This window comes from Micromonospora sp. NPDC047756 (assembly GCF_055587245.1).
The window spans coordinates 894,889-918,982 of sequence record NZ_JBVJGQ010000001.1; the positions used below are offsets into that span (position 1 = coordinate 894,889).

Consider the following 24,094-nt stretch of genomic DNA (forward strand, 5'->3'; position numbering starts at 1 on the left):
CCTGCGGCGACCAGTCTGTCACCGCAGCAATGCCCGGCACCGCCCCGAATCCACGACGTGTCGGAGGTCATGGCGCGGAGGACGACGGGCGGAACCGGCCACCCCCGTGAGTGGCCGGTCCCTCATCACCCGGTGACGCCGCACCGGGAGTTCAGCCCAGCAGACCGCCCCACGGCTGGCCGGCGGGCACCGACGCGGTGGCCAGCACCCGGCCGCTGGCGGCGTAACGGACCAACCGGTACGCCGGCGCGCCGTCAGCCGGCGTCGCCGCGTTGATCTGCACCACCAGACCGCCGTCGGCCATCACGAGCCCGTCGATGGCTTGGCCGTGCCCGGTCGGCTGCTTCCAGGCCGGGTCCAACGGCGCCAGCTCGGTGACGGCCCCGCTGACGGCGTCGAGCCGGTAGTTGCGGAACCGCTCGCTGCACCCACATCCTCCGGGGCTGGTCGTGTGGGCGCTGATCACCAGCGTCCGGCCGTTGCCGGAGATCGCCGCCACTCCACCGATGACGAGGCCGGCGGGGAGGCGCGGGCTGATCGCACGTCGGACGCCTCGCTCGTCCCCGATCGCCACGGTCTGCGCGCCGACCTGGGCGATCCATCCGCCGGACACCGTCGGGCACTTCGGGTAGTGGGTGGCGAGCACCTTCTGCCCGGTCCCGTCGGCGTTGACCGCGATGAGCGTCAGGTCCTTCTCCCGCCCCAGGCCGTACAGCACCCGCCCGGAGTCGAGCCAGCTCGGCGCGCAGGTCTGCTGACCCTGGGTCGGGATGACGTGCCGCTTCGTTCCGTCGAACGCGCTGATCACCAGCCGGCGGGCGGACCCTTCCGCCCAGGCCACCCGTCGGCCGTCCGGCGAGACGGCGAGCGGGCCGTTAAGGGCTTTGCCGTTCCCGGGACGGCCCGAACGCACCGCCTGCCACGTCCCAGCAGAGGTACGCCGCCAGATCCGGGCCGGGTCGTTCTGCTTCTGGCCGTTCTCCTCGGCGGTGTACCAGGTGAGCTGCGGCCACTGCGTCGAGCCGACCGCCGGCCGGGCCGGCGCGACGGCGGGGGCCGCATCCGGCACGGAGCCGCCCGTGCCGGCGGCCGGGGTGTCACCGGTCGCGGGAACGGGGGTGGCGGCAGCAGTGCCGGTGACGCTTTCGGTCGGAGTGGGCGTGGTCTTCGGGTCGGCGGTGCCGCAGGCCGCAGCGCCGAACGTCAGCAGCAGCAGTGCGGCCGTACCGGCGAGCGCGCCGGAGCGGCGGGCCGAGGCGGGACGGGTGGTGTGGGTGAACGGGCCGAGGTTCATCGCTTCAATCCTTTGTGGAGGCTTACCGTGCCTGACACCACCCAAGACGAGCCGCTGCCCGCGGCGAGTTGCCGTCGCGGCGCGCTACTACCGGACAGTCGGATCCGCTCGCACCGGCAACCTTTTCCGCAGCTCACCGACCGTGATCAACACCCGGCCCATCAGCGTTTTGCAGACGCAGAAAGGGCGGGCCACCCGAGGGTGACGCGCCCTTTCCCGCGCTGATCGGTCAGTCGACGACGGCCAGGATCTGCTCGTTCTTCAAGCTCGCCGGCTCGGCGGTCTCGGAGATCTTCTCGCCGTCCTCGTCCACCAGCAGCACCGCGTACCCGTTGCTGGTCTTGACCCGCACGACCATCGACCCGTCCGACTGGAAGTAGGCCTGATTCAGGGTGCGCCCTCCCAGCGGCAGAGTGACCTGCTTGCCAGTGCGGGTGTCCAGTACCGCGTTGGCTGACAGTTCACGGGCGATGTCACCGGCCTCCTCGCCGGGCTTCTTCTGCAGCAGAGCGATGCGAGAGCCGTCCGAGGACAGGCTGGCGATGTCGTTGCTGGTCATCTTGCCCACGGCGAAGCCCGGTACGGCCCGCTTCTTCGTGCCGTCCGCACCAAAGAGGGTGACCAGGCCGTCCTCTGTCATGGCGATGGTCTTACCGTCGGCCGACCAGACCGCATGGCAGGCCGAAGGTTCGGTGCGCCACCAGCGCACCGTTTTCTTCTCGGAACGCGTATCCAACAACCCGAACCGGCCAGATCCACCGCCCGGCAGATTCTCGCGGAACAGCAACTGCCGCCCGTCGGGAGACCAGGCCGGAGTGACACAGTACGGATCCACCTCCGAGCGCATCTTCTGCTTGTTCGACCCATCGACGTTGGCGATGTAGAGGTCGTCGCTGTCGTCGGCGCCCTCACCCACCCAGGCCACCCGGCGGCCATCCGGCGACACGTTCGCGTTGAGCGTCGCTGCGCTGTGCGGCAGCGACATGAGTCGCACCGGGTTCTCACCCGGACGCCACGACCGCAGATTCCCGTTCCCACCGATGGGATTGATGGCGGGGCCGTAGAAGAGCTTGCCGAACTGCACGGTCGGGGTGTTCGTGCTGGACCCGCCGCTGGGCGGGGCTCCGGGCGTGTCGCCGGCGCTGCTCGACGGCGTCGGGGTGGGCGTCGGAGTCGGTGACGGCGACGCGGTGACCGACGGGGTGTCAGCCGGCAGCGGGGGCGGGGACTGGTCGGGCCGGATGGCGAAGGCGGTGCCGGCCGCCGCAGCGATCAGCACCAGCGCGGCGGCCGACGTGGCAACCGCCCGTTGGATACCGAGCCGACGGGACGTACGCAGGGTCCGGTCCCGCAGGTCGACGGAGGTGACCTCGTCGGCCAGGGCGGTCAGGTCGAGCCGGAGGCGCTGGTCGTTCATCGGGTACTCCCTTCCAGGACGTACAGCTCGGCGAGTTCGGGCGCGACGGCGCGCAGCCTGGCCAGTGACTTGGCCGTCTGGCTCTTGACGGTGCCGATCGTCACGCCGAGCAGCTCCGCCGCCTCAGCCTCGGTGCGGTCCTCGAAGAACCGCAGCACCAGCACGGCACGTTGCTTCGGGGAGAGCTTCGCCAGCGCCGCCCGCAGGGTGAGCCGCAGACTGGTCTGGTGGGCGTGGTCCGGGGCCGAGTCGCCTCCGCGTGGCTCGGGCAGATCGCCCGGCATCGACTCGGGTACCCGGCGTCGTCGCCACCAGGACACCTGTAGGTGGTACATGGTCTTGCGGGTGTACGCCTCGGCGTTGCCGCTGTGGTGCAGGCGGTTCCAGGAACGGTGGGTCCGGGCCAGGGCCGACTGGACGAGGTCCTCGGCCAGGTGCTGGTCGCCGGTGAGCAGGTAGGCCGAGCGCAGTAACGCCGGGGTGCGGGCACGGACGAACGAGTCGAACTCACTCAGCAGAGGGTCCACACGGGCCGATCCTTCAGGTCGAGGTACGAGGGCTTGGTGTCCTTGCAGACGCCAGCGACGGCGTCGATGGTTGCCGGCGTCGGGTCCGGCTCGGATCGAATTGGATCGCTCATCCTGCCGCACCGGCCGTAGGCTGCGCGGATGCTGCTACGCATGTCGACTTTGCTGCTGCGGACCCTGCGCGAGGATCCGGCTGACGCGGAGGTGCCGAGTCATCGGCTGCTGCTGCGCGCCGGCTACATCCGCCGTGCCGCGCCGGGCGGCTACACCTGGCTGCCGCTGGGCAAGCTGGTGCTGGATCGGATCACCGACGTCGTACGCGCCGAGCTGATGGCGATCGGCGACCAGGAGGTGCACTTTCCGGCGCTGCTGCCCGCCGAGCCGTACCGCACCAGCGGCCGGTGGACGGAGTACGGCGACGACATCTTCACCCTCGCCGACCGGCGCGGGGCCGAGCACCTGTTGGCGCCCACCCACGAGGAGATGGCGGCGCTGCTGGTCAAGGACCTGTTCAGCTCCTACCGGGACTTCCCGGTGACGCTGTTCCAGGTGCAGACGAAGTTCCGCGACGAGGCGCGGCCGCGGGCCGGGCTGCTTCGTGGCCGGGAGTTCCTGATGAAGGACGCGTACTCCTTCGACCTGGACGAGGCGGGGCTGCGGGAGGCGTACGGGCGGCATCGCGCCGCGTACCAGCGGATCTTCGATCGGTTGGGGTTGGACTACACGGTGGTGCGGGCGATGTCCGGCGCGATGGGCGGCTCCGCGTCGGAGGAGTTCCTGGCGGCGACGCCGGTCGGCGAGGACACGTTCGTCGGCTGCACCTCCTGCGACTTCGCGGCGAACACCGAGGCGGTGGCCACCCGGGTGCCGAGCGCCGGCGACCCGGGCGCGCAGCCGGCCGTCGAGGTGCACGACACTCCGGAGACTCCGACCATCGCGAGCCTGGTGGAGTTGGCCAACGCGCGCCGGTTGGGTGGTCGGGACGGCTGGACCGCCGCCGACACCCTGAAGAACGTCGTGTTGTCCGTTCGCCAGCCGGGTGCCGACCGGGCCGAGCTGCTGGTCGTCGGGCTGCCCGGCGACCGGGAGGTCGACCTGAAGCGGGTCGGCGCCGCACTGCACCCGGCACAGGTGACCGTCTTCGAGGAGTGGGCCGAGCATCCGGAGCTGGTTCGCGGCTACCTCGGACCGCAACTGCTCGACAAGCTGGGCATCCGCTACCTGGTCGACCCTCGGGTGGTGACCGGTTCTGCCTGGTTGACCGGGGCGAACGAGCCGGGCCGGCACGCGACCGACGTGGTGTGCGGACGGGACTTCACCCCCGACGGCACCATCGAGGGGGCCGACGTCCGTGCCGGAGACGCCTGCCCGGAGTGCGAGCCGGGCGAGCTGACCATCCGGCGGGGCATCGAGATCGGGCACATCTTCCAGCTCGGTCGCCGCTTCACCGACGCCTTCGCTGTCGACGTGCTCGGGCCGGCCGGCAAGCCGGTCCGGCCGACAATGGGCTGCTACGGCATCGAGGTCTCCCGGGCGGTGGCGGCCGTCGCCGAGCAGCACCACGACGACCGGGGACTGGTTTGGCCGGCAGCGATCGCGCCGTGTGACGTACACCTGGTGGTTGCGGGGAAGGGCCCGCAGCTCGACGCGGCCCTGGAGCTCGGCGGGCGTCTCGCTGACGCTGGCCTGCGGGTGCTCGTCGACGACCGCACGCACGTCTCGGCCGGGGTCAAGTTCACCGACGCCGAGCTGATCGGCATCCCCCGGGCCGTCGTGGTCGGCCGCCGGCTCGCCGAGGGGTACGTCGAGCTGCGCGAGCGGGCCGGCGGCGAGCGCACCGAGCTGCCGCTGGCCGGTCTGGTGGATCGTGTCGTCGACGAGGTACGGCGGGAGCGTGCGAACCTGGTGTAGCGACGGTGTCACGGGGTAGTGCTGTCGGATCGGGTGGATACGTCTTCGGAGGCTCTCATGACCGGTTACCGGGTCAGTGACGTGATGACCAAGCAGGTCGTGTACCTGCCGGTGGAGACCACCCTGGACGAGGCGGCCAGGGTGATGAAGGAGGCCGACATCGGTGATGTGGTGGTCACCGACGGCGCCAGCCTCGCCGGCGTGCTCACCGACCGGGACATCGTGGTGCGGGCCGTGGCGGAGAACAGCTCCCCCGCGGCCACCACCATCGGCTCGATCGTCACCCGCGAGGTGGTCATGATCGAGCAGCACTGCACGGCGGGTGAGGCGGCGGCGCTCATGCGGGACCGGGGCATCCGACGGGTGCTGGTCTGTGACAGTGACCGCAAGCTGGTGGGGATCGTCTCGCTCGGTGACCTGGCCATGCAGCTCGACCCCACCAGCGCGCTCAGCGAGATCAGCGAGCAGTCACCCACGGTGTGAGCGGGGCCCCGACGTGACGGCGGTAGCCTCGACGCATGGCTGACATGCCGGCCCGACTGGCCGAGATCGTCGACGAGTTCGCCGCCGCGCCGCGCGACCTGGTGCTGGAGATGCTCCTGGAGTATGCGGACGTCATCCCGGCACTGCCGGAGGGCGCCGCGGAGCGCGAGGGCATGGAGCAGGTGCCCGAGTGTCAGACGGCGTTCTTCCTGCGGGCGAAGGTGACCGCGGAGGGCACGGTGGAGACGCTCTTCGACTGCCCTCCGGAAGCGCCCACCACCCGGGCGTTCGCCGGGATCCTCGCCGAAGGGCTGGCGGGGGCGAGCGCCGAGCAGGTGCTGGCCGTGCCGGACGACCTCTATCAGCGGATGGGGTTGGCCCAGGCGATCAGCCCGCTACGCGTCCGTGGCGGCACCGCGATCCTGGGCCGCCTCAAGCGGCAGATCCGGGAACAACTCGGCTGACCGCGGGGTTGCCACCCAGCATGGAGATCGAGATCTACGCGGACGTCATCTGCCCGTGGTGCTACATCGGCAAGCGCCGCCTGGATGAGGCCCTCGCCAGCTACGACGGCGAGGTGACGGTCCGTTACCGGCCGTTCCAGCTCGACCCGTCGCCGGTGCCGCAGCCCCTGCCACTGGTGCAGGCGCTGGCCGGGAAGTTCGGCGGCCCGGAGCGCGCCCGGCAGATGGTCGACCACGTCACCCAGGTCGCGGCGGCCGACGGGCTGCGGCTCGACTACGACCGCGCGGTGATCGCCAACACCTTCGACGCGCACCGCCTCGTCTCGTGGGCGACCGACCAGGGCCGGGCGGCCGAGATGGTGGAGGCGCTCTACCAGGCGCACTTCAACAACGCTGTCGACGTCGGCTCGCGGGAGGCGCTGGCCGCGCTGGCCGGCGAGATCGGCCTCGACGCGGCCGACGCGCGCCGGTTCCTCGACTCCGACGAGCGCGTCGCCGACGTAGCGGCCGCACTGGCCACCGCCCGGGACCTGGGCATCACCAGCGTGCCGACCTTCGTGCTGGCCGGTAAGTACGCGGTCTCCGGCGCGCAGGACGTGCAGACGTTGCTCGCCGCGTTCGCCGAGGTCGAGCAGCGCGAGTCCGCAGCGCACTCACACTGAGTCACCGGCGGCCGGGCGTCCGGCATTGATGATCACGATGTTTCACGTGCAACAACATCGATGCCGATGCCTGGTCAGGCCGGCCTGGCCAGCCCCTCCACCACCTGGGCTCCCGGCAGCGCGCCCAACGCCGGCCCCGGCAACGCTATCTTGCTGTGCCGTACGCCGGACCCGACGATCACGTGCGGTGTGGCGATGACCCGCGAGTCCACCAGGATCGGCCACTGCGCCGGCAGCCCGATCGGGGTGATGCCGCCGTACTCCATGCCGGTCAACTCGACAGCGTCGCCCATCGGGGCGAAGCTCGCCTTGCGCACGTCCAGCGCCCGGCGGGCCACCCCGTTCACGTCGGCCCGCGTGGTGGCCAGGACGATGCAGGCCGCGTAGCGCACCACGCCCTCGCGCTTGCCCGCCACCACGACACAGTTGGCCGACACGTCCAACCCCACCTCGTACGCCGCGCAGAACGCCGCGGTGTCGGCGAGGTCGGCGTCGATCGGCGCTACCAGCACGTCGTTGACGTCCACCGGCGCGTCGGCCGGCCACTGCGCGATGGCCTCCGCGACCGGCGGGGCCAGCAGGTCCAGGCGGGCGCGGGCCGGTTCGGTCTTCAGCGTTCCCATCACGGGTGCGATCCTCGCATCCGCCACGCTGAACCGCCCAGCGGCTCCCCGACCCCCCGGCGACGCCATCGGCCGGGGCCGGATCGATCCGGCGCTCAACTGCCCGCGAGGAACGCGTTGTCGCGCATGAAGGAGCGGTCGCGGGCGGCCGCCACCTCCTCCTCGCGCTGGGCCTTTGCCCGTTGCAGCTCCAGATCCTCGAACGCGTGCCGGACACCCAGCCGGATCACGCCATAGAGGAAGACGAAGCCGAAGACGTAGAGGATCACAGTGGTGACGACAGCGAACATGGCGTCACGGTAAGACGAACGTGAACCGTTGTTGCTCTCATTTCCGGCCGGTTCCCCCGTACGTGTCGCGCAGATAATCGGCCCAGGCGCGCACGCCCCGGGGCAACGCCTCGGTGGTCAGACCACCGGCCCGCAGCTCGCGACCGAGCCGGCCGGGAATCCGCACCGGCAGCAGCGGCCGGCGTGAGCCTCGGGCCGACCGCCACGCCCTGGCGGCATCGTCGAAACGGAGCACCTGGGGCCCACCCAGCTCCTCGATGCCGCCCAACGGGCCGGCGACCAGTCGGGCCGCCAACCGCGCCGCCACCTCGCCCGGGTCGACCGGTTGGGCGAGCACCGCCCGGTCCCCGATCACCGGGCCGAGTCGCGCGCAGGCGGTCAGCATCTCGTCCAGGAACTGGGGAAACTGGGTGGCCCGCAGCACCGACCACGGCACCGGACCGGCCGCGATCACCTGCTCGGCGGCGAGCTTGTGCCGGTAGTACGGGATCGGCACCCGATCGACCCCGACGATCGAGATGTAGACGATGTGCCCCACACCGGCCGTGCCGGCGGCCACCACCAGTCGGCGGGTGCCCAACACGTCGACCTGGTAGGTCTGCCGACCCCGCGGCGCGGACGCCAGGTGCAGCACGGCGTCCACGCCGGTCACCGCCTCGGTCAGCCCGTCCCCGGTGGCCAGGTCGCTCGCCACCCACTCCACGTCCGAGCCGGCGGGCGGCCGGCGGCTGGTGGTCCGGAGGCTGATCCCGTCGTCGCGCAACCGGCCCAGCACCGCACGGCCCAGATTGCCGGACGCCCCGGTGACCAGAACCTTCATCTCGTCCTCCTACAAACCGGTCCGACCTCTGCGTGGCTGACGAAACATCGCGGCAACCCGTGACGACGGGCGGCCACTCATCCCGATCGAATCAGGTCCAACACGGTGAGCAGCGCGAAGAACGCGATCACGATCTCGTTGACGATCCAGGCGTGCCCCTCTGCCCATTCCCGCATCTGGGTCAGCACCCGCGAGGCCCTGCTCCCCAACAGCAGCAACGCCAGCAGCGGCAGCGCGAGCAGGAGCACTGTGAGCAGCACGAACGGCACCAGGTGCCACCACGGCAGATCGTGTCGGGCCACGCTCGCGCCGACGGTGGCCATGGTCAGGTCGTCGGTCGGCGTCGCCACGAAGAGCAGCGCACCCAGCCGCAGCGCCTGCGGCGGACCGGCGTGCTCGATGCTGCCCAGCCAGCGCGGCGGTCCGGAGCGGTCCCGGCGGACCCAGATCAGCACGGCCAGGCACACCAGCAGGGCCAGCACCACAAGGTCGATGGCGGGGCCGCGATCGACCTTCCCGGCGACGGCGCTGGCGTCGGCGGCCGCTCCGCCCACCAGTTTGGTCACCAGCCAGGCGACGGTCACCCCCGCGGCGACCACCAGCCCCGCGCCGGCGAGGAAGCCCAGCGACGCCGCCCGGGGCCGATCCGACGAGGCCAGGAAGACCGCCACCACCAACTGCGTCCCGGCGACCATGACCACGGCGAGCGGCAGAATGGTCAGGAGGTTCATCGCCCGCCATCCTTCCGGCACGGGCAGGTGGGACGCTGCCGAATCCGCGGATCACCCGGCCAGTCGCACACCCCCGCCCACCACGACCCGACCGGCCAGCAGCGCCCCGAGCAGCGCCAGCCCCGCGGTGACCACGAGCGTCGTCGTGTAGCTGGCCGGGCCCGGCGCATTTCCTGCGGCCAGCACGGCCCCGGTCAGCGCGAGCACGGTCGCCGCGAAGAGGGAGTCGCTCAGTTGCAGTGACGAGCTGTTGCGGCCCTGCTCACCCGGCGCGGACAACTCCAGGGTGAGCACCGACAACGGCGGGTAGAGCAACCCCATGCCCAGGCCGGCGATCGCCCAACCGACCACGGCGACGGCCACCGGCAGCTCGGGCCGGACGGCCAGCGCCACAGTCGCGGTGCCGACGGTGATGCAGCTCAACCCGGCTCGCGGCAGACTGGCCCGCGACGCCGGCACCGGGATCCGGCCCTGCAACCAGGAGCCCGCCGACCAGGCCAGCGCGCCGACCGTGAGGACCAGCCCGGCCGCGGTCGGCGAGAAACCTCGTTCCCGGGAGAGCATCAACGGGATCACCACCTCGCTGCCGACGAAGGCCGCCGACGCCAGGCCACGCAGCCCCACGACGGTGGGCAGCCCCCGTGCGGCCCGAAGGAACCCGGCCGGCAGCAGGCGCGGGGCACAGACCATCAGGCCGACCACGGCGGACGCGACAAGAACCAGGGCCGTGATGCCGCGCTGCTGTCCCCCGATGTGCAGCAGTGCGGCACTCACCGCGGCCCCGCACGCCCAACCGATCCGTGCCGCCGCACCCGTCGGCGGGCTCGCCGCCGCACTCCGGCCCAGCGACCGCAGGCCGGGATGAATCAGCAACCCCGCCGGCACCGCCACCGCCGGCACCGCCAGGAAGACCCACCGCCAGCCCAGGTGCTGCACGATCAGGCCGGCAACCGCCGGCCCGACCAGCGACGGTACGACCCACGCCGCCGCGAAAGCCGCGAAGATCCGCCGGTGCAGGTCCTGCGGGTACGCCTGCCCGACGATCACGTAGAGCGCCACCGAGAGCAGCCCGGAGCCAAAACCCTGCACGACCCGCCCGACGACCAGCGCGCTCATCACGGGGGCGGTCCCGGCGATCAGCAACCCGACCACGAACCAGGCGACGCCGTGCCACATCGGCCCCCTGGGTCCCCGCGCGTCGCACCAGATGCCGGACACCACCATGGCCAGCACACCGGTGGCGAACGGGCCGCCGAACGCGATTCCGTACAGCGCCAACCCGTCCAGGCTGCGCGCGACGGTCGGCATCGCCGTGCCGACCGCCAACGCCTCGAACGCGAGGAGTGAGATCAGCGCGACGCTGCCCACCGTCATGGCGCGCAGTCGGGGTGCGAAGAGTCCCGGTGCGGCGGGTGGGTCGGTGACGGCTGTGCTCGGCATCGACCGAGCATGCGACCTCAACCCTGATTCATGTCAACCGTCCGGTGACCCGGCTCTCGTCAGGCGTCCTGCAGCGCCTCGCCGACACCGCGCACCAGTCCGGAAAAATGCTGGTCTGCCAGCACGTGACCAGCGGTGATCACCACAGCGATCGGCCACTCGATGACCTGGAGCGCGGCGAGCACTCCGAGCCCGGCGTAGTAGACGACCTTGTCCGGTGGCGGCACCGCCACCTCACCCAGCATCGGCAGTTGCACCCGCCGGTTGTACATCGTGACGTTCTCCCGCGAACCGTTGAGATGTCGCGTCAGCGTGCTCATGCCGGCCTCCCCGTGTCCGGTGATGGTCGTCGGGTTCCACGGCCCATCGCGTCCATGCGCCAGCGACGGCGGAAAATTCCGCCACTCAGGGGGCATAACGGATGGCAGGTCGGGAAGCCAGGCCGCCGGACATCGGTGCGGTGGGAGGACGACATGACCAAGGTCAGGACGAGCGGCAACCGGGAGCCGGGCCGGCGCCCGTCCAGTCGTACGCCTCGATGACGGCGGCGGGCCGCGCTGCCGGCCGCATCCTGCCGTCCTTCGGCGTGCCGCACCTGTTCGGCGAGGCGTCCCGGTCGGTCACCTCGGCTGCGGTCCGGCTGGCCCGCACGGCCGGGCTGACGCGGCGTCGGGTCTGGTCCCGGCCGGGCCGGCACCACATCGAGGTGCACGGTGTCTGCCAGGACGGTGGCAACCGGCTGGCCCGTCAGGTGGAGGGCGCGCTGGAGCAGCTGCCCGGGGTGGCCTGGGCCCGGGTCAACGCACCCTCCGGACGGGTGGTGGTGGCCGTCCAGACCCCCGAGCCGACGTTGCGGGACCTGATCGCCACCATCGACCGCGTCGAGCGGACCTGCGACCACGAACCCGACCCGGAGATCCCGCCTCCGCACCCACCGGAGGAAGGGCCGCGAACTCCGCGCACCCTCGGCGCGCTCGCCTCGGACGCACTGGGCCTGACCATCTCGGCGGCCACCCGGATCCTGCCGTTCGCGCCGCTGCCCGGTGAGGTGGCCGGCCTGCTCTCCGCAGTGGACCTTCAGCCGAAGCTGCACGGGCTCCTCGGCAGACGGCTGCGCTCCGACCCGCGCGCCGACATCCTGTTTCCGCTGGCCGAGGCGGTGGTGCAGGGCTTGACCGGCCGGTGGACGGGCATCGTCCTGGACGGTGCCCAACGGGTCGTGCAGTGGGGTGAGGACCGGGCCCAACTCTCCGCCTGGGAAAAGGCCGAACCACGGCTGACCGGCGACGCCGAACGGGCCACCGCCCGCTGGCCGGTGATCGAACGTCCGCGGCCGAAGCCGGACGGCCCGGTCGAGCGGTACATCAACCGCATGCTCGCCGCCGGTGCGGCCGCGGGTGCGGCGGCGGTGCCGTTCGCCGGGCCGAAGCGGGCCACCGCGCTGGGACTGTCCGCGCTGCCGAAGGCGCCGGGCAGCGGTCGTGAGGGGTACGCGGCTCAGCTCGGCCGGATGCTGGCCCGGCGTGGTGTGATCGCGATGGACCGGAGTGTGCTGCGCGAACTGGACCGGATCGACACGCTCGTGCTCGACGCCGCCGTGCTCGGCTCGGACCGGGGCGTCCTGGCCGACCTCGCGCCGGCCCCCGACGCGGACGTCGACCAGGTGGCCGAGCGGGCCTTCGCGTTGTTCGACCCGGACGACCCGTCCGCGTCCCGCACGGCGGACGGCTGGCGACTCGGGCCGCTGGACCGGATGCCCGCGAGCGACCTCGACGACATCCCGGACGCGGCCCGGCTGCGCTCGGCCGGAGGCCAACTCCTCGGCCTCGCCAACGGCGAACGGCTCGCCGCCCTCCTGCGGGTAGAGCCGGAACCCGCGCCCGGCGTCGACGGCCTGCCCTCCGCCGCCCGACATGCCGGCCTGCGGGTGGTCGTCGCCGGCGGTGACGAGCAGCGGTACGGCTTCGCCGACGCGATACTCCCCGGCGGGGACCAGTTGGCCGAGTCGGTACGCGCGTTGCAGCGCGACGGCGCTGTGGTGATGCTGGTTTCCGCGGACCGCAAGGCACTCGGCGCGTCCGACTGCGGTCTCGGGTTCGCCGCGCCGGAGGAGCTGCCGCCGTGGGGGGCGCACCTGCTGGTCGGTGCCGACCTGCGGGTGGTGGCGCTGGTGATCGAGGCGACCGGGGTGGCGCGGCGCACGGCCCAGCAGAACATCCGGCTGGCCATGGCCGGCACCGGTCTCGGGGCGCTCGGCGCGTTCACCGCCCCACCGACCCAACTGCCGCACCGGGCGCTCGTCGCAGTCAACGGCGCGGCCGGGCTGGCCTTTGCCAACGGCGTCTGGCAGGCCCGCCGGTTGCACGACCAGTCGGACACCCCGGCGCCCGTGGCAACCGCATGGCATCTGATGCCGGCCGGCACCGTGCTCGACCACCTGCGCTCCACCCCGGACGGCCTGACCAGCGCCGAGGCGCAGCGCCGACGCCACGGTTCCGGTGACGACGGCGGCACCGCCCCCGGAAGTGGGGGGCTGCTGCGTGCCTTCGTGGACGAGTTGTCCAACCCGCTCACGCCGGTGCTGGCCGCCGGGGCGGTGCTCTCCGCGTCGTTCGGCTCACTGGTCGACGCCGCGCTGGTGGGCAGCGTGGTCGGTGGGTCCGCCCTGATCGGCGCGGTGCACGAGCGCAACACGGAGAGGTCGCTGGCGGAGTTGCTGTCGCGGTCGGCGGTGACCGCCCGGGTCCGCCGGGACGGCGGGGAGCAGGTTCTCGCCGCCGAAGACCTGGTCCTCGGAGACGTCATCGCCCTCGAACCGGGCGACTCGGTGCCCGCCGACTGCCGGGTGCTCGAGTCGGTGGGACTGGAGGCCGACGAGTCGTCGCTGACCGGCGAGTCGCTGCCGGTCGCCAAGTCCAACCGACCGGTGGTCGCCGCCGCCATCGCCGACCGGCACTCGATGCTCTACGAGGGCACCACGGTCGCCGCCGGGCACGGCACCGCCGTGGTGGTGGCGACCGGCAACGACACCGAGGCGGGGCGCAGCCTGGCGTTGGTGCGGCAGGCGCCCCCCACCAGTGGGGTGGAGGCTCGGCTGGGCGCGTTGACCAGCGCCGCCATCCCGCTGGCGGCCGGTTCGGCGGTGGCGGTGGCCGGGGCGGGCCTGCTTCGAGGCGTACCCCTGGCCGAAACGGCGGCGACCGCCGCGAACCTCGCCGTTGCGTCGGTGCCGGAGGGGCTGCCGTTCCTGGTCAGCGCGGCGCAGCTGGCCGCGGCCCGGCGGCTGGCCGAGCACGGCGCGCTGGTCCGCAACCCGCGCACGATCGAGGCGCTGGGCCGGGTGGACGTGCTCTGCTTCGACAAGACCGGCACCCTCACCGAGGGCCAGTTGCTGCTGGCCGGGGTCGGCGACAGCGTCGGCGACCGGTACGCCTCGCTGGACCGCTTGGACGACCGGCTCCGGATGACGCTGGCCGCGGCGCTGCGGGCCACCCCGGCCGCGAAGAATCCGGAGGAGTTGGCGTTGCAGACCGACCGGGCGGTCCGTCGGGGCGCCGGGGAGGCCGGGGTGACGGAGCAGACCGGCGCCTCCGGCTGGCGGGCCGCAGGCGGGCTGCCGTTCGAGCCGTCCCGCGGCTACCACGCGAGCATCGGACAGACCGATGGCCACCTGTTGTTGAGCGTCAAGGGTGCTCCGGAGACGGTGCTGCCGCGCTGTTCGTCCCGACGCATGGACGGTCGTCAGGCGCCGTTGGACGATGCCGGCCGCGCCGAGCTGGAGCGGATGCTCGCCGACCGGGCCGGTGCGGGAAACCGGATCCTCGCCGTCGCGGAGTGCCCGGTGAACGACCCGAAGGTGACCGACTCCGACGTGCGAGGGCTGACCTTCGTGGGCTTCCTGGCTCTGGCGGACGGCGTCCGGGAGAGCGCAGCCCCGGCGGTACGCCGGATCCGGCAGGCCGGCGTGCACACCATCATGATCACGGGTGATCACCCGGCCACCGCCGAGGCGATCGCCGCCACCATCAGCGAACACGACGAGCAGCGGGTGGTGACCGCCGCTGAACTCGACCAGCTGGACGACGACGCGCTCGCCGACCGGCTGGCCAACACCGACGTGGTGGCCCGCTGCACCCCTGCGCACAAGGTGCGGATCATCCAGGCGTTGCAGAAGTGCGGACGGACCGTCGCGATGACCGGCGACGGCGCCAACGACGCCCCGGCGATCCGGCTGGCCGACGTCGGCATCGCCCTCGGTCAACGGGGCACCCCGGCCGCCCGCGCCGCAGCCGACCTGGTGGTCACCGACGACCGGCTGGAAACCATCATCGCCACCCTGATCGAAGGGCGGGCCATGTGGTCGTCGGTGCGGCACGCGCTCAGCATCCTGGTCGGCGGCAACCTCGGCGAGATCGCGTTCAGTGTGCTCACCGCCGCCGCGACCGGGCGTTCCGCGCTCACCGGACGACAGCTCCTGCTGGTCAACCTGCTCACCGACCTCGCGCCGGCGCTGGCCATCGCGGTGCGGCCACCCGCGTCGGACCGGACCGACACTCTCCTCAAGGAGGGTCCGGACACGGCGCTCGGCGAGAGCCTCACCAGGGAGATCGGGCTGCGGGCGGCAGCCACCACGCTGGGCGCCACCGCGGGCTGGACGTTGGCCCGCTACACCGGACGCCGGCAGCGGGCCGGCACCGTCGCCCTGGTTTCGCTGGTCGGCACCCAACTCGGGCAGACCATCCTGGCCGGCGGCACCAGCCCGACCGTGCTGGCTTCCACGGCGGCGTCACTGGGCGTCCTGGCCGTGGTGGTGCAGACCCCGGGGGTGAGCCAGTTCTTCGGCTGCACCCCGCTCGGGCCGGTCGGCTGGACCATCGGGGCCGGGTCGGCGCTCGGCGCGACCTTCGCCAACGGCGCGCTCACCAAGCTGGTGGAACGCCTCCCGGAGGTACATCCACCCGATCCCGCTGGTACCAACGGTTGAGCCGCATGCCGACAGCTCGCTGGGGTAGCGAAAGAAGATGGGCATGATGGCGGAACAACCCCAGGTCACGTTCATCGGTACCGCAACGACCGTGCTGCGGATCGGCGGCCTCACCCTGTTGACCGACCCGAATTTCCTGCACCGGGGTCAGCGGGCGTACCTGGGCAAGGGGTTGTGGTCGCGCCGACGCACGGACCCGGCGATGCGGATCGCCCAGCTCCCAGAGCTGGACGCGGTGGTCCTCTCCCACCTGCACGGCGACCACTTCGACCGGGTGGCCCGTCGGGAACTGGACCGTGAGCTGCCCATCGTCACCACCCCGGCGGCGGAACGCAAGCTGCGCCGCTGGGGCTTCCAGGCCGCCCAGGGCCTGCCGACCTGGTCGTCCCGGGAGCTGCACCGCGACGGTACGACAGTGCGGCTGACCTCGATGCCTGGCCAGCACGGCCCGGGAGCGCTTGACCTGCTGATGCCGGACGTGATGGGCACGATGATCGACGTAGAACGCTCCGGGCGGCGGGAGTTCCGGCTCTACGTCACCGGCGACACCCTCAACCGGCCACAACTCACCGCCATCCCGGAACGCTACCCGGACATCGACGCGATGCTGATCCACCTCGGCGGCACGAAGGTCGCCGGGATCCTGCTCACCATGGACGCCCGCCAGGGGGCGGACCTGGTGGAGCTGATCCGCCCGCGGCTAACCGTGCCGATCCACTACGACGACTACCCGGTGTTCCGCTCACCGCTGGCGCACTTCGTCGACGAGGCCCGCCGTCGTGGCTGGGTAGAGCAGGTACGCACCATCGCCCGCGGCGAGACCGTCCCGCTCACGCCACCCGCCTGACCGCACTGTCGACGCCAGGGGCTCCGGCCCGGCACCGGAGCCAGAGACCGGTCGCCGGAGTACGCGAATCGCCGCCTGTCGGCCAACCGGCGGCGGTAATCATCGGCAGACAGAAACGTCAACCGCGCTCTGTTTGCTACTTGGTTGGCACTTGCCTTGCTGATCCGGTTGAAGCGCGCACAACGCCGGGCGGCTGAAAATGTCGTCAGCCACCCGGCGCCGCGTGTTAGCTCAATACGCTCGAATTTCGAGCGTACGGATCAGCTACCGATGAAATAGGTGTCGTAGAGGAAGCCGCTGCCTCCACTGGTGCCGGACGGCCGGACACACACCATGAAATAGCGGCCACTCGGAACAGTGAAGTTCTGAATTATGGCACTGCCCCTGGTGCTGTTCGGAAGCGCCGCGCGCTGGTTGCCGCCACTGTCATAGGCCCGGCAGGTGATCGTACCGGCACTCACCGGATAAACCGCCATGGCGATCTTGGTCGTAGTGTTCGGGGCGTAGCCGGTCGAGCAGCTGACCGCGCTCTTAATAACGCAGCCAACCTGAGCCGCCGAAGCAGGTGCGGCAGGCAAAACAACTGCGCCGGTTATTGCGCCGACCGTGAGCAGAGCACGACCAAGTGCATGCTTTTTCAAGGGATCCCCCGATCCGTACAGAATGCGCCTCTAGCAGCGCTGGCCGCAGCGCACCGCGTTCAATTGGCATAACGTAGCAGAGCTTAAGGAGCTTGTCAGCGCCCGCCATCGCGAACGACCCCTGGGTAATCGATCGCCAGTGGTACTGAGCTGGGGATTCGCAAGCTGACGGCTTCTTCGGGCCCATGGTGTGCCGAGAAACCGGTCGAGTGGGGAACCAGGTCTATTGCTGTCTACATATCGTCGGCAACGAGTTCGTCAGCTACACTTTATGACCGCAATCAGCACGGCTGTTCGCCGTCCTCGGCGACAGTCTCCTTCCCGAGACCCGTCCGCCGCTGGGGTTGAGTAGCTTGTGCGCCCCGGCCCACAACATCACGCGAACCGTGCCGGCTCGTACGGACGCTGGTGGGTCAGACGTGGTTCGCGGCTGCCAGGGTCAATCAAGGGCGGCCCAGAGGCTTTGGCTTGCGCGCCAGACAGCGGGCGTGGGATGAACCATCGCCAGTCGGCGTTGTTCATGGCATTGGAGCGGACGAAGCTGCCGTCGCGGGTCAGGGACTACCGGTCATTCCGAGTGTCTGGCTGACTTCCTGCTGACGGCGAGCCGGGCCAAGACTGTGCAGCATCGCCGCCGCCCTCAGTGCCCTCGACCTGAAGCCGTTCCTGACGCGGTACTGGACCGCTCGACCCGGACGAGTACGGCGCGGCGATCGACCAAGGCGACCTCGACTATTTGACCGGCGCCAACTTCAGCTCGGGGTCGACCTCACCGCGCGGAATGGCGGCACTCGGACCGAGATCAACCGAGGGAAGTGCTGGTGGAACCCAGGGGGCTCGAACCCCTAACCCCTGCCTTGCAAAGATCAAGACTGCTGTCGATCAGCGTCGGTGACCGTAGCTGACCTGCTCGTCGTGTCGGCTTCCGTCGACCTCGGGCTGCGCCCGTCGCTCGGCTTGGCTGTACGGATGGCTGTACAGCCCTTGACGGCCGCCGGATGGTGCGTTGGCCTGATGAGCAGTTGGGCCGAGCCGCGTCTAGATGTCAACTAGACTGCCCGCAATCTGACAAAAGAAGCGTGTTCCCACCAGCGAGAAGCGGCGCAAGCTCCTTCAACCGGTGACCGTGGGCAGGTCAGAGCGTTAATCAAGTGCGGCCGTTAGTTGTTTTAGGACTGCTCACTGTCTCTTTGATCGGTGCCAACTAGAGGTAGCGCGTCCGCTACTACTTCGGTAATTTGGATCACACGCTGCGTAACGATCGCCAGGAGGGCCAATGGGAGGGCGAACCCCAACCGCGATCGTAGAGCCATCTGTGCTTGAGTGGGCACGCCGATCCGTTGGCATGTCGCTGGAAGAGGCTGCAAGTAAGCTGGCCCAGCCGATCGCAAAGCTTGAGGCGTGGGAGCAAGGCGTAGCCGCTCCCACGATGGCTCAGCTCCGGAAGATGTCCGAGGTATACAAGCGGCCGTTAGCCGTCTTCTTCTTGGACGCCCCTCCAAGTGGGTTCGATGCACTGCACGACTTCCGCCGCCTCCCAGCCCCCACATCGGAGGATTGGACCGCTCCTCTTCACTTCGAATATCGGCGAGCACAGGACCAGCGCGAATCAGCGCTTGAGATCTCTCGACGGATGGGCGAGCAGATCCCAACTTCCTGGAAGCCGGCGACTCCCGTGCAGACCAACGACGCAGAGCGCCTCGGCTCAACAATGCGTTCTGCACTTGGGGTGACGCTCAAGGAACAAGGGACATGGAACGAGAAATACAGAGCTCTCGGTGGCTGGATAAGAGCACTAGAGGATAATGGCGTCCTAGTAATCCAGACCGAGAAAATCAGCGTCGAGGAGATGCGCGGATTCAGCATCTATGCCGAAGAGTTCCCAGTCGTTGCCGTCAATGGCGGTGACTTTGTCCGAGGCAAAACCTTCTCGCTTCTGCACGAGTACGCTCACTTGGCGCTACGGCAGAGCGGTTTGTGTGATCAAGAGAATGCAAGCCGGCCGCGAACGCCAGAGGATCGCCTTGAGGCTTTTTGCAATCAAGCTGCCGCTTCTGCCCTCATGCCAGCCGAGGCACTGCTCAGTGAAGTGGTTGTAAGCGCTGCTCCAGATGGCCACGAGAACTGGGAAAGCAGTGTGCTTGACTCTCTCGCCAGAAAGTACGGCGTTAGTGAAGAGGCCGTGCTGCGCAGACTCCTCACGCTTAACAAAACAACTCTGTCCTACTACCAACGGCGACGGAGGGAATACCTCGCCATATACGAGCGCGAGCGCACCCAGCAGAAGGAGCAGCAGAAGGAAAACCCCGGTGGCCCTGGCTACTATCGCGTCAAGGCTCGTAACCTAGGCAAGGGTTTCGTGCGTCTCGTCAGCCATGCTTACGCGCATGATGCGATCGACACTCTGGAGGCCGCCAGCTATCTCGGCGTCAAGGTTCAGCACCTGAAAAGGATAGCTGACGAGGCATTCGGGAGGGCAGCATAGTTGCCAGTCACCTACAGCATCGACACCAGCTCGATAATTGAGGCTTGGCATAGGCGCTATCCTCAGGACGTCTTTCCGGGACTGTGGCATGGAATCGATGAGCTGATATCACTGGGGCGCCTTAAAGCTTCAGAGGAAGTTCGGCAAGAACTAAAGAAGAAGGATGACGAACTCTATGCTTGGGCGAAAGAGCGACCACAGCTCTTTTGTGAAGCAGATTTAGATAATCAGCTCGCCGTACGCACCATTTTGCAGGCACATCCCAGGCTGGTGAACACCCAGAAGGGCCGGAGTCAAGCCGACCCATTCGTCATCGCATTAGCGCGAGTCCGCAAATGCACGGTCGTTACTAACGAAGTCGCCTTGGGCTCTCTTGAGCGCCCACGCATTCCGGACGTTTGCCAGGCCCTGGGAATCTCCTGCATTGACTTCCTCGGCTTGATCCGCACCGAAAGATGGAGCTTCCGGCGGTAACGTTGCCGGCGGTACGCCTCGGCGCCACTCGTCGCCGGCCCTGCGCAGTGGGCTGAGTACTCGTCATCCCACCTGCCGCGCACCCAGGCGCCGTGGAGAGCGGGCCAGGACCAGGGCGACAAGGCGGGGCATCCCTATCGGACGAGCCTCGATGCCATCTGCCAGGCGTGGGCACCAGAAGCCCGGTACGGCCCGGGATCAGAGCAAGGTCATAAACGGCTGGTCAGGTGTCTGCTTCCCTAATTAGCCCGTCTACTGCTGTCGGGGGCGTTGAGGTAGAGGTGATCTTGACTGTACGGCGGCACGGCCGTGGGGCCCTGTACAACTCTGGAACGTTGAAGTAGCTTGTGCTCGGGCGTGGGCGCTCGGAGCGCGCTTCCAAAACTGGAAGAGCCACCAGGTTCGACTCCTGGACGCCAGGCCGTATGACAGGTGCGTGCGGCGTGGCGTTTAGGTGTCGAGGGGCCGTCCTTGTTTAAGACTTCTCGTGAGTTCGAGAAACATAGCGAGAACTTGGCCGCTATCCAGCGCGGCCTGGTACAAGTCGAACGGGCGCATAAGCAAGCAATCCGAAGTAATGACCAAGCTGCTACCGAGACCCTTGCCCGGCTGCACATGCTAATGCTCGGGATGTCCGCCGAGGCCCGGCTCCGCAAAGTCATCGCCGACCCCAACGGCTTCAACGACCGCGAACGCCAGATTATCTGGCGTGTGAGCAACCAGGCCGACAGATGGCTAGAAGCAGTGGAAATGGCCTTCCGTCGCCACTACGCAGTGTTGATGCACCTCCCGGTGGACGAGGCGTCACTTGGCCTGCCTACGTTCATTCGATTCCAGGAAGTCCAATCCCTGCTGTCAGGCGACTTGCGGCCGGTCACCGAGGACCGTAACAAGACGGCCCACGCTCAGTGGGCATGGCGCTTGAAGAGCCGCAAGGAAAACGATTTTCTGTCGGATCCGGCGCCGGCCCCCCTGAACTACTGCGCCATTGAAAGCAGGAAGAAGCTCATTGGCATCGTGGGCGAACTTGTGCATCTGCTTGTCGTTTCACAGCCCGGATTCGATAGGCACTACGCGGCACTGATGAAGCGCCTTGACGAATCCCGACTAGGACTCGACGGGCCGGAGTACCCGAAGTTTGTGGCGCAGTTGCGTGCGAGGAAGTCTTCCGGGGCTCGTTAGGGCGGATCTCAGGAGGGCCGGGGTTCGGGGCAGCGCCCCGAGTATTCAAAGGTCTTGTCATCCGCCAGCGTGGCCGGCCGGCCCGGCCGATGCCGGCCGAAGGTCGCCAGCAGGCCGGGGCCGGGCCGGGGCGGCCCGCTTGCGGGCCGCCTTGATGAGTTCTTGGCGGCGGATGAGGAGTTCGCGGCATGACCGGCCGACGGCGGCGTTCTCATGGTGAGGGCTCGGTGTACGAGCAGCGGCCGGGCACGTGGGTTGCGGTGGTCGACCTCGGCTGGATCGACGGCAAACGGAAGCGGAAGTACGTCTACGCCAAGAACGAGGCTGAGGCGGTCCGGAAGCGGGACGAGCTGCGGCGCCAACTTCAGCTCGGCGTCGACCTCTCCGCACAGCCTCGGACCCTGGAAGCCTGGTTGACCGAGTGGCTGCGGGACGTGAAGGCGCACGACGGCACTCGGCCGTCAACGCTGGTGCGCTACCGCCTGGCCGTGAGCAAGCACCTGGTGCCGGGCCTCGGTCGGGTCAAGCTCGACCGGCTGACGCCCCGGGACGTGCAGCGGTTCCTCACTGAGCTGCGCGGGAAGCTAGCGCCGGCCAGCATCATCAAGGTGCACGCCGTGCTACGGGTCGCCCTGGCCGACGCTGAGCGGATGGACCTGGTCGCGCGCAACGTCGCCAAGGCAGCCAAGCCGCCGGCTCTCGGCCGCACCGAGCGACGTGCCCTAACGCCCGAGGAGGCCAAGACGCTGTTGTCGGTCCTGACCGGGGATCGGCTGGAATCGCTGTTCGTCGTGGCGCTGGCAACTGGGCTGCGGCGGGCTGAGCTGTTGGGCCTGCGATGGTCGGACATCGACCTACCGGGACAGGCGCTGTTCGTTCGGCAGACGCTCCAGCGAACGGATCACGGGTTGGTGTTCGTGCCACCGAAGACGCACCGATCGGCCCGTCCGCTGCCGCTGTCGGCTCTGGCCGTTCGCGCGTTGGAGGCACCGCGCGTGCGCCAGGCCAAGGAACGGCTCGCGGCCGGGGAGGTGTGGTCGGATCTGGGCTTGGTCTTCGCCAGCACCATCGGCACGGCTATGGAGCCGCGGAATGTTAACCGGCGCTTCGAGCAGCTCCGCGCGACGGCCGGGTTGGACTGGCTGCACCTACGACCTGCGACACGCGTTCGCCACGTTCCTGCTCGATCAGGGCGAGGAGCTGCGGACGGTGATGGAACTGCTCGGGCACTCCACAATCCGGATGACGGCCGACACCTACGGGCACGTCCTGCCGGCGCAGGCTCGTCACGCTGCCTCGGCCATCGACCGGATTCTCGCCCAGGAGGGGACGACGTGACGGCTTGGCTGTACGGATGGCTGTACTCGGACCCGAGGTCAACCGGTGAAAGTGCTGGTGGAGCCCAGGGGACTCGAACCCCTAACCCCTGCCTTGCAAAGGCAGTGCTCTGCCAGTTGAGCTAGGGCCCCGCGAATTGCGCGGCGGCTGTCGCGCGCGGCGCGAACGTCAGCGCAGGTCGGGCGCGGTGGTCGCCTCGTGCCACAGGGCACGCTCGTCGTTCGACGCCTTGATCTTGTTGAACACGACGGCAGCCACACCGACGACGCCAGCCAGAATCAGCAGCTTCTTGAACATGGGGCGACCCCTCGCGCTCGACTACCGTCGGACGACATGCGGTGGGGCTAGATGGAATCGAACCATCGACCTCAGAGTTATCAGCTCTGCGCTCTAACCGACTGAGCTATAGCCCCGCGTTGCGACGAGCAAGATTAACCCATCCGCTCCGCCGGCCCCAAATCGGGGTCCGGCTTGCGAGCCAGGCCCGTCGCCGCCTGCAAAACCTACCCGAGTACGGGACGCCGGAGCGACCGCTTTCCGCGGTGGCCCCGGCGTCCCGGTCACTCAGTCCCGCTCGGCGAGGGTCAGCTCGATCCCGCCGACCAGGTCGGCGCAGACGTTGTAGACGAACGCGCCGAGGGTGGCCAGCGCGGTGAACAGCACCACGTTGACCAGGCCGATCAGTGCCGAGCTGAGGATCACGCCCTTGGCGGTGATCTGGAAGCCGCTGGTGCTCTGCCCACCGCCGGCGTTGACCAGGTCGCTCAGGCTCTCGTTGACGCTCTGGAACACACCCATCGCGTCCAGCGCCAGGTAGAGCACCGAGGTGGCCACCACCACGACGATGAAGAGCACCACCGACACCGCGAATGCGAACTTCATCACGGACCACGGGTCGATCCGCTTGAGGTTCAGCCGGGCCCGTCGCGGTCCGCGGGAGGCGGCCGAACTCACCGACGTACGCGCCGCACGCACCGCGTCACCGACGCGGGCTGCGCCGACGGCGGAGGCGTTGCCGATCCCCGGTGGCAGGCCACCGCCGCTGGCCGGGCGGCCGGCGGTGGCGGTCGCCCGCGCCGCGTCCGGTTGTGGCTGGGTCATTCCGGGTGTGATCCGCGGCTGGGTGCCGGTGGACCCGGCTGACGCGGCCTGACCGGGCCGGAGACCGATCGGCTGGGTGGTCGCCGGACGTGCCGAGGGTGCCGCCGCCGGACCCGGAGGGTTGGCGGCGGCCGACGTCGGCGCCTCGGCGTTGGACGCCTCGGTCTTGTCGCCGGACTCGCCGTCCTCGCCCGGTTGCTCCGGCGGGGGTGTCATACCTGGAGCCCTGGTGAACTTCGGGGCAGGCGCGTCGGCGGGGACCGTCGCCCGGCCCACGGCCGCGCGGCCGGTCGCTGGTGTGCCGCCCTTGGCGGCCTCCTCGTCGACCGGTTTGGCCGAGGTCCCCGTGTTCCCCGACTTCGCCTGTGTCTCCGTCATTC

Annotated in this window: 22 protein-coding genes, 2 tRNA genes and 1 pseudogene; 10 read left to right on the forward strand and 15 right to left on the reverse strand. The window is 69.6% G+C overall.

Going from position 1 to position 24,094, the window contains the following annotated elements:
* Nucleotides 1-151: 151 nt before the first annotated feature.
* The 4 genes from ACZ6NZ_RS04210 to ACZ6NZ_RS04225 all read right to left on the reverse strand — a co-directional run bounded on the left by ACZ6NZ_RS04210 (nucleotide 152) and on the right by ACZ6NZ_RS04225 (nucleotide 3,351).
* Nucleotides 152-1,294 carry a TolB-like translocation protein gene (locus ACZ6NZ_RS04210; RefSeq protein ID WP_465855559.1) on the reverse strand — a complete coding sequence of 381 codons (1,143 nt, stop codon included), beginning with the start codon at nucleotides 1,292-1,294 and terminating at the stop codon, nucleotides 152-154.
* Nucleotides 1,295-1,523: 229 nt separating this feature from the next.
* Nucleotides 1,524-2,711 (reverse strand): hypothetical protein, encoded by a 1,188-nt coding sequence (locus ACZ6NZ_RS04215; protein WP_465855561.1) that lies wholly within the window; start codon nucleotides 2,709-2,711, stop codon nucleotides 1,524-1,526.
* Nucleotides 2,708-3,238, reverse strand: coding sequence for a SigE family RNA polymerase sigma factor (locus ACZ6NZ_RS04220; protein WP_366609986.1), 531 nt, complete (start codon nucleotides 3,236-3,238; stop codon nucleotides 2,708-2,710). Before ACZ6NZ_RS04220 ends, ACZ6NZ_RS04215 begins: the two co-directional genes overlap by 4 nt.
* Nucleotides 3,223-3,351 carry a hypothetical protein gene (locus tag ACZ6NZ_RS04225; RefSeq protein ID WP_465855564.1) on the reverse strand — a complete coding sequence of 43 codons (129 nt, stop codon included), beginning with the start codon at nucleotides 3,349-3,351 and terminating at the stop codon, nucleotides 3,223-3,225. Before ACZ6NZ_RS04225 ends, ACZ6NZ_RS04220 begins: the two co-directional genes overlap by 16 nt.
* 28 nt (nucleotides 3,352-3,379) lie before the next feature.
* Here ACZ6NZ_RS04225 and ACZ6NZ_RS04230 point away from each other — a divergent pair, with 28 nt between their 5' ends.
* The 4 genes from ACZ6NZ_RS04230 to ACZ6NZ_RS04245 are packed head-to-tail and all read left to right on the forward strand — an operon-like array spanning nucleotide 3,380 to nucleotide 6,758.
* On the forward strand, nucleotides 3,380-5,149 hold the full coding sequence (locus ACZ6NZ_RS04230; protein ID WP_465855566.1) for a proline--tRNA ligase: 1,770 nt from the start codon (nucleotides 3,380-3,382) through the stop codon (nucleotides 5,147-5,149).
* 57 nt (nucleotides 5,150-5,206) lie between these two features.
* Nucleotides 5,207-5,632 (forward strand): CBS domain-containing protein, encoded by a 426-nt coding sequence (locus tag ACZ6NZ_RS04235; RefSeq protein ID WP_465855568.1) that lies wholly within the window; start codon nucleotides 5,207-5,209, stop codon nucleotides 5,630-5,632.
* A 35-nt stretch (nucleotides 5,633-5,667) separates the two neighbouring features.
* Nucleotides 5,668-6,096 (forward strand): SufE family protein, encoded by a 429-nt coding sequence (locus ACZ6NZ_RS04240; protein ID WP_357194707.1) that lies wholly within the window; start codon nucleotides 5,668-5,670, stop codon nucleotides 6,094-6,096.
* Nucleotides 6,097-6,116: 20 nt separating this feature from the next.
* A complete protein-coding gene (locus ACZ6NZ_RS04245; RefSeq protein ID WP_465855570.1) occupies nucleotides 6,117-6,758 on the forward strand; it encodes a DsbA family oxidoreductase in 642 nt (213 codons plus the stop codon).
* A 74-nt stretch (nucleotides 6,759-6,832) separates the two neighbouring features.
* Here the strand turns inward: ACZ6NZ_RS04245 and ACZ6NZ_RS04250 are convergent, their stop codons facing one another.
* From ACZ6NZ_RS04250 to ACZ6NZ_RS04275, 6 genes are all read right to left on the reverse strand, one after another.
* Nucleotides 6,833-7,381 (reverse strand): YbaK/EbsC family protein, encoded by a 549-nt coding sequence (locus tag ACZ6NZ_RS04250; protein WP_465855572.1) that lies wholly within the window; start codon nucleotides 7,379-7,381, stop codon nucleotides 6,833-6,835.
* A 95-nt stretch (nucleotides 7,382-7,476) separates the two neighbouring features.
* Nucleotides 7,477-7,671 carry a hypothetical protein gene (locus ACZ6NZ_RS04255; protein ID WP_357227320.1) on the reverse strand — a complete coding sequence of 65 codons (195 nt, stop codon included), beginning with the start codon at nucleotides 7,669-7,671 and terminating at the stop codon, nucleotides 7,477-7,479.
* Between the two features lie 37 nt (nucleotides 7,672-7,708).
* On the reverse strand, nucleotides 7,709-8,491 hold the full coding sequence (locus tag ACZ6NZ_RS04260) for an SDR family oxidoreductase (RefSeq protein WP_465855575.1): 783 nt from the start codon (nucleotides 8,489-8,491) through the stop codon (nucleotides 7,709-7,711).
* A gap of 77 nt (nucleotides 8,492-8,568) precedes the next feature.
* A complete protein-coding gene (locus tag ACZ6NZ_RS04265; RefSeq protein ID WP_465855577.1) occupies nucleotides 8,569-9,222 on the reverse strand; it encodes a GAP family protein in 654 nt (217 codons plus the stop codon).
* Between the two features lie 51 nt (nucleotides 9,223-9,273).
* Nucleotides 9,274-10,662, reverse strand: a complete 1,389-nt coding sequence (locus ACZ6NZ_RS04270; protein ID WP_465855579.1) for an MFS transporter — start codon at nucleotides 10,660-10,662, stop codon at nucleotides 9,274-9,276.
* A 59-nt stretch (nucleotides 10,663-10,721) separates the two neighbouring features.
* Nucleotides 10,722-10,982 carry a hypothetical protein gene (locus tag ACZ6NZ_RS04275; RefSeq protein ID WP_366609997.1) on the reverse strand — a complete coding sequence of 87 codons (261 nt, stop codon included), beginning with the start codon at nucleotides 10,980-10,982 and terminating at the stop codon, nucleotides 10,722-10,724.
* Between the two features lie 218 nt (nucleotides 10,983-11,200).
* Between ACZ6NZ_RS04275 and ACZ6NZ_RS04280 the strand changes: the two genes are divergently transcribed.
* Together ACZ6NZ_RS04280 and ACZ6NZ_RS04285 are read left to right on the forward strand one after the other, a co-directional pair.
* Nucleotides 11,201-15,646 (forward strand): cation-translocating P-type ATPase, encoded by a 4,446-nt coding sequence (locus ACZ6NZ_RS04280; protein ID WP_465855581.1) that lies wholly within the window; start codon nucleotides 11,201-11,203, stop codon nucleotides 15,644-15,646.
* Between the two features lie 46 nt (nucleotides 15,647-15,692).
* Entirely contained in the window at nucleotides 15,693-16,493 is an 801-nt protein-coding gene (locus ACZ6NZ_RS04285; protein ID WP_465855583.1) for an MBL fold metallo-hydrolase, read from the forward strand.
* Between the two features lie 260 nt (nucleotides 16,494-16,753).
* On the opposite strand, the gene ACZ6NZ_RS04290 is transcribed toward ACZ6NZ_RS04285, so the two are convergent.
* On the reverse strand, nucleotides 16,754-17,134 hold the full coding sequence (locus ACZ6NZ_RS04290) for a hypothetical protein (RefSeq protein WP_465855586.1): 381 nt from the start codon (nucleotides 17,132-17,134) through the stop codon (nucleotides 16,754-16,756).
* Nucleotides 17,135-18,479: 1,345 nt separating this feature from the next.
* Here ACZ6NZ_RS04290 and ACZ6NZ_RS04295 point away from each other — a divergent pair.
* From ACZ6NZ_RS04295 to ACZ6NZ_RS04310, 4 genes and pseudogenes are all read left to right on the forward strand, one after another.
* The gene (locus ACZ6NZ_RS04295; RefSeq protein ID WP_465855588.1) at nucleotides 18,480-19,619 is read left to right on the forward strand and encodes an ImmA/IrrE family metallo-endopeptidase; all 1,140 of its coding nucleotides are present in this window, start codon (nucleotides 18,480-18,482) and stop codon (nucleotides 19,617-19,619) included.
* Nucleotides 19,620-20,093 (forward strand): DUF4411 family protein, encoded by a 474-nt coding sequence (locus ACZ6NZ_RS04300; RefSeq protein ID WP_465855591.1) that lies wholly within the window; start codon nucleotides 19,620-19,622, stop codon nucleotides 20,091-20,093.
* Between the two features lie 471 nt (nucleotides 20,094-20,564).
* Nucleotides 20,565-21,275: a hypothetical protein gene (locus tag ACZ6NZ_RS04305; RefSeq protein ID WP_465855593.1), complete on the forward strand. Its 711-nt coding sequence runs from the start codon at nucleotides 20,565-20,567 to the stop codon at nucleotides 21,273-21,275.
* A 188-nt stretch (nucleotides 21,276-21,463) separates the two neighbouring features.
* Nucleotides 21,464-22,613, forward strand: a pseudogene (locus tag ACZ6NZ_RS04310) (tyrosine-type recombinase/integrase).
* A 55-nt stretch (nucleotides 22,614-22,668) separates the two neighbouring features.
* Here the strand turns inward: ACZ6NZ_RS04310 and ACZ6NZ_RS04315 are convergent.
* The 4 genes from ACZ6NZ_RS04315 to ACZ6NZ_RS04330 all read right to left on the reverse strand — a co-directional run bounded on the left by ACZ6NZ_RS04315 (nucleotide 22,669) and on the right by ACZ6NZ_RS04330 (nucleotide 24,092).
* Nucleotides 22,669-22,744 (reverse strand) — tRNA-Ala (locus ACZ6NZ_RS04315).
* Nucleotides 22,745-22,781: 37 nt separating this feature from the next.
* Entirely contained in the window at nucleotides 22,782-22,910 is a 129-nt protein-coding gene (locus ACZ6NZ_RS04320) for a DLW-39 family protein (RefSeq protein WP_209444550.1), read from the reverse strand.
* Between the two features lie 42 nt (nucleotides 22,911-22,952).
* Nucleotides 22,953-23,026, reverse strand: a tRNA-Ile gene (locus ACZ6NZ_RS04325).
* Nucleotides 23,027-23,177: 151 nt separating this feature from the next.
* Entirely contained in the window at nucleotides 23,178-24,092 is a 915-nt protein-coding gene (locus tag ACZ6NZ_RS04330) for a DUF3566 domain-containing protein (RefSeq protein ID WP_465855595.1), read from the reverse strand.
* Nucleotides 24,093-24,094 lie beyond the last annotated feature (2 nt).

Excerpts from the sequence above, each read along its gene's own strand:
- ACZ6NZ_RS04210 (WP_465855559.1), bottom strand. The coding sequence starts at position 1,294 with ATGAACCTCGGCCCGTTCACCCACACCACCCGTCCCGCCTCGGCCCGC.
- ACZ6NZ_RS04215 (WP_465855561.1), bottom strand. The coding sequence starts at position 2,711 with ATGAACGACCAGCGCCTCCGGCTCGACCTGACCGCCCTGGCCGACGAG.
- ACZ6NZ_RS04225 (WP_465855564.1), bottom strand. The coding sequence starts at position 3,351 with ATGAGCGATCCAATTCGATCCGAGCCGGACCCGACGCCGGCAACCATC.
- ACZ6NZ_RS04230 (WP_465855566.1), top strand. The coding sequence starts at position 3,380 with ATGCTGCTACGCATGTCGACTTTGCTGCTGCGGACCCTGCGCGAGGAT.
- ACZ6NZ_RS04235 (WP_465855568.1), top strand. The coding sequence starts at position 5,207 with ATGACCGGTTACCGGGTCAGTGACGTGATGACCAAGCAGGTCGTGTAC.
- ACZ6NZ_RS04240 (WP_357194707.1), top strand. The coding sequence starts at position 5,668 with ATGGCTGACATGCCGGCCCGACTGGCCGAGATCGTCGACGAGTTCGCC.
- ACZ6NZ_RS04245 (WP_465855570.1), top strand. The coding sequence starts at position 6,117 with ATGGAGATCGAGATCTACGCGGACGTCATCTGCCCGTGGTGCTACATC.
- ACZ6NZ_RS04250 (WP_465855572.1), bottom strand. The coding sequence starts at position 7,381 with ATGGGAACGCTGAAGACCGAACCGGCCCGCGCCCGCCTGGACCTGCTG.
- ACZ6NZ_RS04255 (WP_357227320.1), bottom strand. The coding sequence starts at position 7,671 with ATGTTCGCTGTCGTCACCACTGTGATCCTCTACGTCTTCGGCTTCGTC.
- ACZ6NZ_RS04260 (WP_465855575.1), bottom strand. The coding sequence starts at position 8,491 with ATGAAGGTTCTGGTCACCGGGGCGTCCGGCAATCTGGGCCGTGCGGTG.
- ACZ6NZ_RS04265 (WP_465855577.1), bottom strand. The coding sequence starts at position 9,222 with ATGAACCTCCTGACCATTCTGCCGCTCGCCGTGGTCATGGTCGCCGGG.
- ACZ6NZ_RS04270 (WP_465855579.1), bottom strand. The coding sequence starts at position 10,662 with ATGCCGAGCACAGCCGTCACCGACCCACCCGCCGCACCGGGACTCTTC.
- ACZ6NZ_RS04275 (WP_366609997.1), bottom strand. The coding sequence starts at position 10,982 with ATGAGCACGCTGACGCGACATCTCAACGGTTCGCGGGAGAACGTCACG.
- ACZ6NZ_RS04280 (WP_465855581.1), top strand. The coding sequence starts at position 11,201 with ATGACGGCGGCGGGCCGCGCTGCCGGCCGCATCCTGCCGTCCTTCGGC.
- ACZ6NZ_RS04285 (WP_465855583.1), top strand. The coding sequence starts at position 15,693 with ATGGCGGAACAACCCCAGGTCACGTTCATCGGTACCGCAACGACCGTG.
- ACZ6NZ_RS04295 (WP_465855588.1), top strand. The coding sequence starts at position 18,480 with ATGTCGCTGGAAGAGGCTGCAAGTAAGCTGGCCCAGCCGATCGCAAAG.
- ACZ6NZ_RS04320 (WP_209444550.1), bottom strand. The coding sequence starts at position 22,910 with ATGTTCAAGAAGCTGCTGATTCTGGCTGGCGTCGTCGGTGTGGCTGCC.
- ACZ6NZ_RS04330 (WP_465855595.1), bottom strand. The coding sequence starts at position 24,092 with ATGACGGAGACACAGGCGAAGTCGGGGAACACGGGGACCTCGGCCAAA.